Here is a 12,885-nt window from a genome sequence, read left to right on the forward strand (position 1 = left end):
CAAGCGAACCAAGGTACACGAACGAATCATTTACCAATATGATAAAAGAGAAACGAAAACTGGATTACTTATTCACGACGAAACCCGTGAAATCATTGTGCAAGAAACTATTCAATTCTTGCGGGGTGATCCGCACCTTGAAATGCCCATCCTTCACAAAAGAAATATTTCCGGTTTCTTCACTGACCACGATGATGTGAGCATCGGTCACGGCACTCATTCCAATCGCCGCACGATGTCTCAACCCCAAACTCCCGGGAATATTCGTGTTATCGGAAACCGGCAAAATACACCGCGCCGCCAAAATCTTGTTATCCGCGATAATTACCGCACCGTCATGTAGCGGGGAATTCTTAAAGAAGATATTTTCAAGCAACTCCTCCGACACGATCGAACGGATCAACACACCCGTTTGCGCGTAATTGTACAACTCCGAATTCTGGGACAACACGATCAAAGCACCCGTTTTTGTTTTCGAAAAGTAATCACAGGCTTGCACGATAGCGGCGGCGACCTCATCTTTTATAGAAGTCTTGGTAAAAAGCCGCTCCAAGTTAAATATGTTTTGCAGGTTATATTTACTACCTAATAATAATAGAAAGCGACGAACTTCTTGCTGGAACACGATCAGCAAGGCAATCACTCCCATACCGATAAACTGTCCCAAGATACCAGAAACCAACTCCAGATTCAGAGCTTTCACCAGCAACCATGCCACGTAGAATGTAAAAATTCCGGCAAATATATTTATCGCAACCGTCCCTTTCACCAGTTTATAAACCTGATAAAATATAAAAGCGGCTAGCAATATATCAGTTATAGTGTAAAAGTTTATAGTTATAAACAACAGCATACGATATTCTTAAAAGTCAATTTCACCCGCAAAAATAGCCAAAAATAAATAGGTTACATCATAATAACGGAAGTTTTCCCCCTTATTTTTTCATCTTGCAAATCACGACAAGAACGGCAACGATCACGATCAATAACCCAAGGTAATTCGCGTAAGTCAATTGTTCATTGAAATAAAGCACTCCCACGACGATTGCCGTTATCGGTTCCAACGTTCCCAACACGGAACTCGGTACGGAACCGATCAATTTCACGGCTGCCACCAGCAACCGGGCAGAAACGATCGTACTCAATATGGCCAACTGCACCATATCCAGCAAGAACCGGGGTCTCGTGATGATTTCCATCTTTCCCTGTGCCACGGCCAAGATCAAGTAGAACAGTGCGGTGAATAGTAACACGTAGCAAGTCAGCACGTCCGGATTCATCCGCTTTAACACGGGACGGTTCAGTGCGGTAATATAACACCCATAAGTCACCGTGGACATTAATACAAAGAATAATCCTAGCCATTTTACCTCCCCGGGTGTCCACGACAACAGGTACACCCCGCATATCGCCAGCACGATCCCCGCTTTCACCTCCAAGGGTAGCCGTTCTTTGTAGAAGATAGCCATCAGCAACGCGACGACCACGGGATAAAAGAAATGAATCGCTGTCGCCACGCCCGTGGGCATATAATGATACGACCACATCAGGAAGAAAGCCGTGATTCCATATCCCCCGACCCCGGCAAGCGTAACTTCCTTCACCTCCCGTCGGGTCAGTCTCATATTCATTCTCCGGAGCAATAAATAAATAGCATACACGATTCCCGCTATCCCGTAACGGTACACTAATATTGTTTCATTATTAACCCCGTCCAGTATTGCCTGGTTTGCATACAGCGGAATCAACCCGAAGGTAGCCGCCGACAATGCCGCAAATAGAATCCCTTTAAATTTGTCCATTTCCTTTTTCAAAAAACGGTGCGAAAGTAGCAAATTTTCCCATAAGTTTTTGCATCTACGGGATAATCCCTATATTTGCTTTTGATTTTAAGAAAAAGACAATATAAAATAACACACTGTATGAAGTACATTCTGACATTCATGGTTCTGGCATTATGCGGTTCTCTCGCTATCGCCCAGACAGACGCAAAAGCAAAGGCAATTCTGGATAAAACAGTCGAACATATCAAGTCCTACCCTGCCGTGGAAATCGTTTTTGACCTTTCCATGATCAACAAGGCAGAAGATATTAATGAAACACATCACGGGAAAGCATACATGAAAGACAAGATGTACCGCATTGATGTGATGGACGTGGTCAACTATTTCGACGGGGAAGTTATCTACACGTACATGCCGGATCAAGAAGAGGTAAATATCAAAAACCCGGACGAGAACGAAGATGAGATGTTGAATCCTTCTATCCTGTTCGATATTCACAACCAGAAGTTCACCCAGAAGTTGGTGGAAGACAAGGATGGCAAAGCCTACATCGAGTTAACCCCGAAACAAACTCACAAACAGATCTCCAAGATTGGGGTATGGATCAACACGAAAACAAACATGGTGGAAAAAGTCACGTCCTTCGGCAAAGACGGGAACGACGTGGTGATCACGATTAAAAGTTTAAAGAAACCGGAGAAAGAACTAGACGTCACCTTCTTCCGTTTTGACAAGGATGCCCATCCGGAAGTGGACGTTATCGATTTGAGGTAGCATATTTACTAAAGTAACATAAAAACAAGGAGAGGCAAAAGTCATTTCTCGAACTCCCTCCCGGCTTCGCCGTACTCCCTCTATAAACAGAGGGAGAGTTGAAAATACTCCCTTTCTTCGGGAAGAGTCACCAGCTCCTCCTCTGTTTATAGAGGAGGTGGCACGAAGTGACGGAGGAGTTTTTGGAAATAAAATGACTTTTGCCACACCTCTTGTTTTTTAAGCGGAGTTACTAGATTTTACTAGGCCTTTTTCGCCTTGTACGTCACTTTCGTCTCCATCGCATCCATGATCGTGGCTTTCACCAGCGAATCGAGTTCCCCGTCCTTCACCGTTCCCGTGGCGGTCACTTTCATCGGCATTCCATTATACGTGTAAGTAAACGAGATATTCAGCTTGTACACGGTTTTCCCGTCTTTCACTTCCGGTTTCACGGAAACCCCGTTCGAACGATAGTTAAACTTCTGCCCGTTGGGCAACATAAAATCCTTCACCACCACGATCACACTATCCCGGTGAGTCCGTTGCAATTCGAGCTTTAACTTCATCTTCTGTTGCATGATTTCGATAAAAGCCTCCCCGTTATACGTCCCGGCAACAGCTGCCGCATGGTCTTTCTTATTCGTGTTATTCACCGGCGTGGCGTTCATCGATCCCCCGACCGCGAAACATAAAAGAAGAAGTAATCCTACAAATTTCATAATCCTGATGGTTTAATTGATAAAAGTTTATATTTTTAGCCGTCGAAAATACAAAAATAAATCAATAGTTCATGAAACGGAATATTTTCTTTATCGGGATATTATTAGTTATTATTTCAACAACATCATTATTAACATCTTGCAATAGTTGCAGCGACCGTCGGGCACACGACGTTTCATCTCTACCCGGCCTATACGAGGGCGAGGCCACGATCATCCTGCCCGACCACGTGAAGGCCATGCTCAAACCCGACGCTAACGGCAACACGCTTATTCCCGAAGGTCCGATTCCCTGCAAAATCAGCATCACGGCGGATACCAGCAAGAACGTCACGCTGAATCTCGTGGACTTCACCATGCCCGTGAAAGGCATCACGGTTAACCCGGCATTGAGCAAAGTAACCGAAACCGATTCCACTCTTAACCTGGAAGGTGGCGGTAAAGTATCTGTCGGTCAACAGACCATTTCCTACACTCACAAGGGGAAAGTAACTGAGAATCAACTTAACCTTGACATCACGGTAACCGTGATCCCGATGATCGTGGAACCCAAGATCGTGTTCAAGGGGAAAAAGAAATGAGTTTATAAAGTCCATAAGGTTCATAAAGTCAAAAGGTCACAGGAGTCCTTCGGACTGTGTTTAACGGTAGCACAAGCTGCCGTGGACAAAGCGCCCCGCAAGGGTCCACAGACCTTATGAACCTTACAAACTTTATGAACTTTATAAACTCTATAAAGTTTCCAAACTTATTTGTAACTTCGTGACCGAAATTTCGAATACAAAATCTATAAAAACAATGAGAAAAACGACTTTTATGGCTGCAATTATTCTTCTTGTGGCATCTTGCGGAAAGACGGAACAAAACCCGCTTTTATCGAGTTTTGACACTCCCCACCAGACGCCCCCTTTCGATAAAATCAAAGCCGAGCATTACGAACCGGCTTTTGATGCGGCTATCGAGGAAGCCAAGAAAGAGGTAGAGCAAATTGCCTCTTCGAAAGAAAACCCGACATTTGAAAACACGATCGTGGCACTGGATAACATCGGTGAAAAAATGAATGCCATTTCCGGCATATTCTTCAACCTGAATGCTTGTCTCACCGACAGTCTGATGCAGGACATAGCTCAAAACGTGTCCCCGAAACTGACTTCATTCAGCCACGCTATCTATATGAACCCGCAACTTTTCGAACGGGTAAAACAAGTTCACGAGCAAAAAGCGACTTTGAACCTGAATCCGGAACAGACCATGTTACTCGAAAACACGTGGAAAGCCTTCATCGACGGGGGAGCAAACCTAGAAGGTGCCGACCGCGAGCGTTTCAAAGAGATTTCCATCGAACTGGGCAAGCTAAGCCTGACCTTCGATAAAAACGAACTGGCCGAGACTAACGCGTTCGAGTTGCACGTGACCGACGAGAAAGACCTTTCCGGTCTCCCCGAAGGAGCCAAGGAAATGGCTGCCATGACGGCCAAACAACGAGGCAAGGAAGGATGGATTTTCACCCTCCACTACCCGAGCATGGGTCCTCTTATGAAATACGCTGACAACCGGACATTGAGAGAAAAAATGTATCGTGCCAACTCGACACGGGCATACAAAGACAACGAGTATAACAACGAGGAAGTGGTCAAGAAGATCACCGCCCTGCGTCTGGAAAAAGCGAAACTCATGGGTTACCCGACCTACGCGAATTATGCATTAACCGATCGCATGGCTAACACCCCGGAGATCGTGAATAACTTCATCGCCGAATTGCACGAGGCGTCCTACCCCTATGCACTCAAAGATAAAAAAGAGGTGGAGGATTTCGCCCACAAAGCTGGCTTAAAGGGAGAATTGCAACGCTGGGACTGGTCCTATTACTCCAACAAATTGATGCAGGAGAAATACGCCCTTGACGACGAGATGCTGAAGCCCTACTTCAAACTCGAAAACGTGCAGAAGGGTGTCTTTGACTTGGCAACCCGTCTCTACGGTATTACCTTCAAGGAAGTGAACAACATCCCGTTATATCACCCCGAGGTAAAAACCTACGAGGTATATGACAATGACGGATCGTTCCTTGCCGTTCTCTACACGGACTTTTTCCCGCGGGAAAGCAAGGGAGGCGGAGCATGGATGACCCAGTTCCGCGGTCAGAAAATGGTTCACGGTAAAGATCAGCGCCCGTTGGTATCGCTCGTGATGAACTTCACGAAACCAACCGACACGAAACCATCCTTACTGACGTTCAACGAGGTAACAACCTTCTTGCATGAATTCGGCCATGCTCTTCATGGAATGTTCAGTAAATGTACTTACGGTTCCACGTCCATGGACGGTGTGTCCCGCGACTTCGTGGAACTGCCCTCGCAATTCATGGAAAACTTCGCACTCGAAAAAGAGTGGCTTGACACATGGGCCGTACACTACCAGACCGGAGAGAAAATTCCGCAGGAATATATTGACAAAATCAAGAAATCATCCAATTTCCAAGCCGGGTACGCGAGCGACCGTCAGTTAAGTTTTGGCATGGTCGATATGGCATGGCACACGATCACCGAACCTGTCACCGAACCTCTCGTGGACTTCGAGCAACGGGCTATGGGCAAAACGGAGATCATGCCTCTTGTGAAAGGTAGTGCCTTTTCTCCCGCTTTCGGACACATCTTTGCCGGGGGATACGCTGCCGGATATTATGGCTACAAGTGGGCAGAAGTACTGGATGCCGATGCCTTCTCGTTATTCAAGCAAAACGGTATTTTCGACAAGACTACCGCCGAATCGTTCCGCCGCAACGTGCTGGAAAAGGGCGCATCAGAAAACCCGATGACACTCTACAAGCGCTTCCGGGGCCAAGAACCGACCGTTGACGCTTTACTGGAAAGAAGTGGGTTGAAATAAGCCTAGATTGCCGCTTGCAGGTTACAGGTTAGCAAGTTACAAGTTCTCGACTCCCGCACAAGGAAGAATTGGAAAAGATTGTCGGGAAAAAGAACTTGTAACTTGTAAACTTCTAACCTGCAACTTGCCAAAGGCAATAAAAAATCATACCTTTGCGCCCAACTTATGGTAATGGTATCTACCTCGAACCGCTTGAAAAAGCTGATGATGCCTACATGTAAAATGTTAAACCATTAAGTAGGCGTAGTATATGTTTAAAACACTATTTATCATCGGTCTCGGAAGCTTCTGCGGGGGGATATTTCGATTTCTCCTCACTCGTTTCGTACAAAATCATTTCCTTGCCGCGTTCCCTTTTGGCACGATGATCGTGAACATCACAGGCTGCCTGTTGATCGGGATTTTCTACGGGTTGTTCGAGCGAGGCAATCTACTTAACACAGACCTACGTCTGTTCTTAACCGTGGGTTTATGCGGGGGATTCACCACGTTCTCCACTTTTATGAACGAGAACTTCGTGTTATTGAGAGAACAAAACTATCTATATTTTATGTCCTACACGGTCCTCAGCATTGTACTGGGACTAACGGCCGTTTACGTGGGACACCTCATTGTAAAAGCGTTATAACCCTATCCAAGTAATGAAAACCGTAGCGAGCATGAAATCAACTTGCCCCCTCCACAACTTGTGGTATTATTCTACACGGGAACACGCCGTTTTTGAAATGGACAAACGAACAGAATTCATAAATAATATTGTATCTCAACAAGATAACTTATTTTTACAATATCACGTAAAAATGTAGCATGTTATTTTCATAGCATAAGAAGAATTACGACGAAAATGTATAAAATCAATTAATATGAAAGAATTAGGAATAGCAATTACACTCGTGTCATTCATCCTCTTGTCCGGTTGTAAAGACAAGACCGAACCGGAACGGCAAGTAGTGGCTGTAGAAAAAGTAGGAGTAGATAACGTGGAAATATACGGGGAATACGTCGGGCAGATCCGGGCGAAAGGATTCGTTGAGGTGAGAGCCCGCGTGGAAGGTTACTTGGAACAGATGCTTTTCGAGGAAGGGAAGCGCGTGAAACGGAACCAGCCCCTTTTCAAAATAAACAGTGATCTTTACCAAGCACGTGTCGATAAAGCAAAGGCTCAACTGGCAAAAGATCAAGCCCAAGAGGCAAAAGCCGAGCGTGACGTGGAACGTCTGCGCCCCCTTTACGAGCAAAAGGCTGCCAGCCAGCTTGACCTTGACAACGCCGTGGCTGCCTACGAGAGTGCCAAAGCGAACGTCGCCATGAGTAAAGCCGACCTAGCACAAGCTGAACTCGAATTAAGCTACACAACCGTGCGTTCCCCGATTGATGGATATATTAGTGAACGGTACGCTGACATCGGTACACTGGTCGGTCCCGGGGGAAAATCCCAACTGGCCACCATCGTGGAGAGTGACGAGGTACTCGTGGATTTCAGTCTTACCGCCCTCGACTACCTGCGTAGCCAGCAACGGAATGTAACCCTCGGGGAAAAAGACGCCAACCGGTCATGGCAACCCAGCGTGACCATCACGCTGGCGGATAACTCGGTTTATCCCCTAACCGGAATCGTGGACTTCGCCGACCCGCAGGTAAATCCCCAAACGGGTACATTCGGCGTGCGTGCCGAACTCCCCAATCCCGACAGGAAACTATTGCCGGGACAATTCACGAAAGTAAAGTTGTTACTCGACGTGCGTGAAAACGCCATCGTCGTTCCCAGCAAGGCGGTCGCCATTGAAAAAGGCGGCGCCTACATATACGTTGTCCGCCGCGACAGTACAGCCGAGAAACGTTTCATCGAAACCGGCCCCGAAGTGAATAATCATACCGTGGTAGAACGCGGGCTTGGACCCGACGAGCTGGTTGTCGTTGAAGGCTACCACAAACTAACCCCGGGTGCGCTTGTGAAACCCGTGAGCCCCGAAATGATTAAAGAGGAGGAGGTTGCATTATGAAACCCGGTTTCTTTATTGACAGACCGATATTCTCGGCTGTGCTATCTATCGTCATCGTGCTGGTAGGATTCATCGGGTTGTTCCTACTTCCCGTGGACCAGTACCCGCAAATCACCCCTCCCGTCGTGAAAATATCCGCGTCCTACCCGGGAGCCAGTGCCGTTACCGTTTCACAGGCGGTGGCCACTCCCATCGAACAGGAATTGAACGGAACACCGGGAATGTTATACATGGAATCGAGTAGCTCCAACTCGGGAGGTCTATCAATTACCGTGACTTTCGACATATCCACGGATGCCGAACTGGCCGCCGTCGATATTCAGAACCGCGTGAAACTGGCAGAATCCCGTCTCCCGGCAGAAGTCGTGCAGAACGGGATCAAGGTGGAGAAACAATCTTCCAGTCAGTTGATGACTCTCACGCTGACCTCATCCGACCCTCGTTTTGACGAGATATACCTCAGTAACTTCGCCACCATCAACGTGCTTGACGTGCTGAAACGTGTTCCCGGCGTGGGACGTGTTTCCAACATCGGTAGCCGTTACTACGCCATGCAAATCTGGATTCTCCCCGACCGTATGGCCAATTTCGGATTAACGATCAAAGACTTACAAAATGTATTGAAAGATCAGAACCGGGAATCCGCGGCCGGGGTACTCGGCCAGCAACCGATGAGCGGGACGGACATCACCATCCCCATCACGGCTCCGGGCCGTCTTTCCTCCGTAAACGAGTTTGAAGAGATTGTCGTCCGGGCAAATCCCGACGGTTCCATCATCCGTTTGCGCGACGTGGCGAGAGTATCGCTGGAGGCCAGCTCGTACAACACGGAGAGTGGATTGAACGGCGAGAATGCTGCCGTACTCGGCATCTATATGCTCCCCGGTGCAAATGCCATGGAAGTGGCCAAGAACGTGGTGAAAGCCATGGAAGAAATCAGTAAAGATTTTCCGGAAGGAGTAAGTTATAACATCCCTTTCGATATCACGACTTACATCTCGGAATCCATCCACGAGGTATATAAAACCCTGTTCGAGGCGCTTTTCCTCGTGATCTTCGTCGTGTTCCTCTCCCTCCAAAGCTGGCGGGCCTCCCTGATTCCCCTCGTTGCCGTTCCCGTGTCCCTGATCGGAACTTTCGGGTTCATGCTGGCCTTCGGGTTCTCGCTGAATATGCTGACCCTGTTGGGACTGGTACTTGCTATCGGTATTGTCGTCGATGATGCCATCGTGGTCGTCGAGGGTGTTGAACGTATCATGGAAGAAGAGGGATTGTCGCCCTACAAGGCCACCCGTAAAGCCATGAAAGAGCTGACGGGAGCGCTGGTTGCCACCTCGCTCGTGCTGGGTGCCGTGTTTGTACCCGTGAGTTTCCTGCCGGGAATCACCGGTATGCTTTACCGTCAGTTTGCCATCACGATCGTGGTGTCCGTGTTGATCTCGCTGGTTGTGGCCCTGACGCTAAGCCCCGCCATGTGTGCCATCCTGTTACGCCCGTCTAACGGGAAGAAGAACTTCGTATTCCGTAAAATCAACGAGTGGCTCGCCCGCGGGAATAATAAATACGTTCATTTTCTGCAACGGGCTCTTGCCAACCCCCGACGAATCATCGCCGGGTTCGGAATGGCAATCGTCTTCATCATCGTGTTAAACCGGGTAATCCCCAGTAGTTTCCTGCCGGAGGAAGACCAAGGATATTTCAAAGTAGAACTGGCGTTACCCGAGGGAGCCACGCTGGAACGCACCCGCAAGGTGACGGAACGTGCCGTCGATTACCTGAAGGAACACCCTGCCGTGGCATACGTGCAGAGCGTGGCGGGAAGTAGTCCCCGTGTCGGGACAAACCAATCCCGCTCGGAATTGACCGTTATCCTCAAACCGTGGGAAGAGCGCAAGAAAGGCGGAATGTCCCTGAAAGAAGTGATGAATGATGTCCGCACCGAGTTCAAACAATACCCGGAGGCCCTTGTATTCCTCTCCACCCCGCCCGTTATCCCCGGATTGGGAACGTCGGGAGGATTCGAACTACAAGTGGAAGCTCGTAACGGGGCCACCTTCGAGAATCTGGTAGATGCTGTCGACACGCTGGTGAAATACGCTGCAAATGACAAGGCCCTTTCCGGGGTATCTTCCTCGTTGCAAGCCGAGATTCCCCAGTTGTACTTTGACGTGGACCGTGACCGGGCCCAATTCCTAGGAATACCCCTAGCCGATATATTCTCCACGATGAAAGCGTACACGGGTTCGGTGTATGTCAATGACTTCAACATGTTCAACCGGGTTTACAAGGTATATATGCAAGCGGAAGCCCCCTACCGGATGCAAAAAGAGAACCTCAATATGTTCTTCGTGAAGACATCCAAGGGAAACATGGTTCCCCTGACGGCTCTCGGTAAAGCGGAAAATACCACGGGTCCCGGATCGATCAAGCGATTCAACATGTTCACGACAGCCATCATCAACGGCGAGGCCGCACCGGGTCACAGTTCGGGAGAAGCCATGAAAGCCATCGAGAAACTAGCACGTGAACACCTGCCCGACAACATCGGTACGGAATGGAGCGGTCTTTCCTTCCAAGAGAAGAAAGCGGAAGGACAAACCGGGATGGTGATGTCGCTCGTCTTCATCTTCGTGTTCCTCTTCCTTGCCGCCTTGTACGAGAGCTGGTTCGTGCCGATTGCCGTGTTGTTATCCTTGCCAATTGCCGCTCTCGGGGCCTATCTCGGCGTATGGGTATTCGGTTTGGAGAACGACGTGTACTTCCAGATCGGTTTGGTAACGCTGATCGGACTGGCAGCCAAGAACGCCATTTTGATCGTGGAATTCGCCAAGGTAGAAGTGGATAAAGGTGTTGATGCCGTACACGCAGCCATCACCGCTGCCCGAGCCCGGTTCCGCCCGATCTTGATGACCTCTCTGGCCTTCGTACTCGGTATGTTGCCCATGGTACTTGCCACGGGTCCCGGATCGGCCAGCCGTCATTCCATCGGTACCGGAATTTTCTTCGGTATGATCGTTGCCATCACCGTCGGGATCGTCCTTGTACCCTTCTTCTTCGTGCAAATTTATAAGGTAAAAATGTGGAGAAAGAAATAGTTTATAAGGTTCATAAAGTTCATAAGGTTTATAAAGTGACGGGTGTCCTTCGGACAGCGTTTAACGGCAGCCCGAGCTGCCGTCAACAAAGCGCCCCGCAGGGGTCCATAAACCTTATAAACTTTATAAACCTTATGAACTTTACAAACTTTATAACCCCCCAAATATCACAGTCATGAAACACTATCACATCATACTCGTTGCCGTGCTTGTCGGAGGTCTAGCGACTTCCTGCAAGATTGGTAAAAAATATACTCGTCCGGAACTGGATTTACCGACAACAATTGCCGACACGAACAGTTCAGACACGACGACCGTGGCTGACATCCAATGGCCGACGATCTACACGGACACCGTGTTACAGCGTCTCGTCAACACGGCACTCACTTACAACAAGGATCTGCTGGCTGCCGCGGCCCGGGTGAAAGAAAGTCGTTACGCCCACCGCATGGAGAAAGCGAACCTCTTCCCCAAAGTCGGTGCAGACGCGCTCGCTGAAAGAGAATATGACCGTTCTCCCGGTAACACGTTCAACGTGAAGGCCACCCTCTCTTGGGAACTTGACCTTTGGGGAAAACTCCGCTGGAGTTCACAGGCCAGTTTGGCTGCCTATCTCCAAACCGTGGAAGGACAAAGAGCCCTACACATGACGTTAGTTTCACAAGTGGCACAAGCCTATTTCGAGCTACGGGCTCTTGACATGGAATTAAGTATTGTCAAACAGACCTACGAGGCTCGTGTAGAGAGTGTTCGTCTGGCAAAATTACGTTTCGAAGGCGGGTTGACTTCCGAAACAGCCTATCGTCAGGCACAAGTGGAACTAGCGAAGACCACGACACTTGTTCCTGACCTTGAAAGACAGATCCGGTTGAAAGAAAACGAAATATCCTTGCTCACGGGCCATTATCCCGGGGACATCCCCCGCGGGGAAAACATCGATCGGCAAACGCTGTTGACCGATCTTCCGGTAGGATTACCCTCTTCCCTGCTTGAACGCCGTCCCGACATCCGGCAAGCGGAATATAAACTAAAAGCGGCAAACGCGAAAGTAGGGGTTGCCTATACCAGCCTTTTCCCGCAAATCACGCTGACGGCCAGATACGGACGGGAAGATAGCGAACTCAGTGACTTCCTGAAAGCACCTTACTTTTACTTGGGAGGTAAACTACTTGCCCCCGTGTTCAATGCCGGGAGCAACCGGGCTCGTCTTAAAGCCGCCCGTGCCGCGCTGGAGGCCGAGACGTACAGCTATCAACAGACCGTTCTATCCGCATTCAAGGAAGTTGATAATGCCTTGACCACGTTCTCGAAAATACGGGATATGCGGGAATCAAGAGCCCGGTTGGAAGAGGCCGCCCGCTCGTACATGGAACTAGCCAACTTGCAATATATTAACGGGGTGATCAGTTACCTAGACGTGCTTGATGCCCAAAGAGGTTACTTCGATGCCCAGATCGGCCTGAACAATGCCGTGCGGGACGAACTGCTTTCCGTCGTTAATCTTTACAAGGCATTAGGTGGGGGATGGCAATAAAACATCCCCCCAATTTTTCCCACTGATCTTAGATTTAGTAACTGTAGATTTTAGAATCCTTAACTCCTTGTTCGGTAAGTTACCGGTAAGTCACCGTAAAGTTAC

10 protein-coding genes and 1 riboswitch are annotated in these 12,885 nt (G+C 48.6%); of the genes, 7 read left to right on the forward strand and 3 right to left on the reverse strand.

Annotated features, from left to right (window positions below):
• Positions 1 to 64: 64 nt before the first annotated feature.
• Together cdaA and F1644_RS04960 are read right to left on the reverse strand one after the other, a co-directional pair.
• On the reverse strand, positions 65 to 853 hold the full coding sequence (cdaA, locus tag F1644_RS04955; RefSeq protein WP_027201344.1) for a diadenylate cyclase CdaA: 789 nt from the start codon (positions 851 to 853) through the stop codon (positions 65 to 67).
• A gap of 82 nt (positions 854 to 935) precedes the next feature.
• A complete protein-coding gene (locus F1644_RS04960; protein ID WP_087422088.1) occupies positions 936 to 1,802 on the reverse strand; it encodes a DMT family transporter in 867 nt (288 codons plus the stop codon).
• 120 nt (positions 1,803 to 1,922) lie between these two features.
• Between F1644_RS04960 and F1644_RS04965 the strand changes: the two genes are divergently transcribed.
• The gene (locus tag F1644_RS04965; protein ID WP_087422087.1) at positions 1,923 to 2,558 is read left to right on the forward strand and encodes a LolA family protein; all 636 of its coding nucleotides are present in this window, start codon (positions 1,923 to 1,925) and stop codon (positions 2,556 to 2,558) included.
• 242 nt (positions 2,559 to 2,800) lie between these two features.
• Here the strand turns inward: F1644_RS04965 and F1644_RS04970 are convergent, their stop codons facing one another.
• On the reverse strand, positions 2,801 to 3,259 hold the full coding sequence (locus tag F1644_RS04970; protein ID WP_087422086.1) for a hypothetical protein: 459 nt from the start codon (positions 3,257 to 3,259) through the stop codon (positions 2,801 to 2,803).
• Between the two features lie 71 nt (positions 3,260 to 3,330).
• Here F1644_RS04970 and F1644_RS04975 point away from each other — a divergent pair, with 71 nt between their 5' ends.
• The 6 genes from F1644_RS04975 (at position 3,331) to F1644_RS05000 (ending at position 12,780) form a co-directional block, all read left to right on the forward strand.
• Positions 3,331 to 3,840, forward strand: coding sequence for a calycin-like domain-containing protein (locus F1644_RS04975; protein ID WP_087422085.1), 510 nt, complete (start codon positions 3,331 to 3,333; stop codon positions 3,838 to 3,840).
• Positions 3,841 to 4,057: 217 nt separating this feature from the next.
• Positions 4,058 to 6,148, forward strand: a complete 2,091-nt coding sequence (locus F1644_RS04980; protein ID WP_229128392.1) for a M3 family metallopeptidase — start codon at positions 4,058 to 4,060, stop codon at positions 6,146 to 6,148.
• 158 nt (positions 6,149 to 6,306) lie between these two features.
• A riboswitch (Fluoride riboswitch) is annotated at positions 6,307 to 6,369 on the forward strand.
• 29 nt (positions 6,370 to 6,398) lie between these two features.
• A complete protein-coding gene (gene crcB, locus F1644_RS04985; RefSeq protein WP_087422084.1) occupies positions 6,399 to 6,776 on the forward strand; it encodes a fluoride efflux transporter CrcB in 378 nt (125 codons plus the stop codon).
• Positions 6,777 to 7,011: 235 nt separating this feature from the next.
• Positions 7,012 to 8,151 (forward strand): efflux RND transporter periplasmic adaptor subunit, encoded by a 1,140-nt coding sequence (locus F1644_RS04990; RefSeq protein ID WP_034502406.1) that lies wholly within the window; start codon positions 7,012 to 7,014, stop codon positions 8,149 to 8,151.
• On the forward strand, positions 8,148 to 11,246 hold the full coding sequence (locus F1644_RS04995) for an efflux RND transporter permease subunit (protein WP_118305830.1): 3,099 nt from the start codon (positions 8,148 to 8,150) through the stop codon (positions 11,244 to 11,246). Before F1644_RS04990 ends, F1644_RS04995 begins: the two co-directional genes overlap by 4 nt.
• A 175-nt stretch (positions 11,247 to 11,421) precedes the next feature.
• Positions 11,422 to 12,780 carry an efflux transporter outer membrane subunit gene (locus F1644_RS05000; protein WP_118305829.1) on the forward strand — a complete coding sequence of 453 codons (1,359 nt, stop codon included), beginning with the start codon at positions 11,422 to 11,424 and terminating at the stop codon, positions 12,778 to 12,780.
• The last annotated feature ends 105 nt before the right edge of the window (positions 12,781 to 12,885 follow it).

The sequence above is a fragment of the Butyricimonas paravirosa genome (genome assembly GCF_032878955.1).
GTDB classification, from domain to species: domain Bacteria; phylum Bacteroidota; class Bacteroidia; order Bacteroidales; family Marinifilaceae; genus Butyricimonas; species Butyricimonas paravirosa.

Coding starts and splice junctions, on each gene's coding strand:
- crcB (WP_087422084.1), top strand. CDS start 6,399: ATGTTTAAAACACTATTTATCATCGGTCTCGGAAGCTTCTGCGGGGGG.
- F1644_RS04970 (WP_087422086.1), bottom strand. CDS start 3,259: ATGAAATTTGTAGGATTACTTCTTCTTTTATGTTTCGCGGTCGGGGGA.
- F1644_RS04965 (WP_087422087.1), top strand. CDS start 1,923: ATGAAGTACATTCTGACATTCATGGTTCTGGCATTATGCGGTTCTCTC.
- F1644_RS04980 (WP_229128392.1), top strand. CDS start 4,058: ATGAGAAAAACGACTTTTATGGCTGCAATTATTCTTCTTGTGGCATCT.
- F1644_RS05000 (WP_118305829.1), top strand. CDS start 11,422: ATGAAACACTATCACATCATACTCGTTGCCGTGCTTGTCGGAGGTCTA.
- F1644_RS04975 (WP_087422085.1), top strand. CDS start 3,331: ATGAAACGGAATATTTTCTTTATCGGGATATTATTAGTTATTATTTCA.
- F1644_RS04995 (WP_118305830.1), top strand. CDS start 8,148: ATGAAACCCGGTTTCTTTATTGACAGACCGATATTCTCGGCTGTGCTA.
- F1644_RS04960 (WP_087422088.1), bottom strand. CDS start 1,802: ATGGACAAATTTAAAGGGATTCTATTTGCGGCATTGTCGGCGGCTACC.
- F1644_RS04990 (WP_034502406.1), top strand. CDS start 7,012: ATGAAAGAATTAGGAATAGCAATTACACTCGTGTCATTCATCCTCTTG.
- cdaA (WP_027201344.1), bottom strand. CDS start 853: ATGCTGTTGTTTATAACTATAAACTTTTACACTATAACTGATATATTG.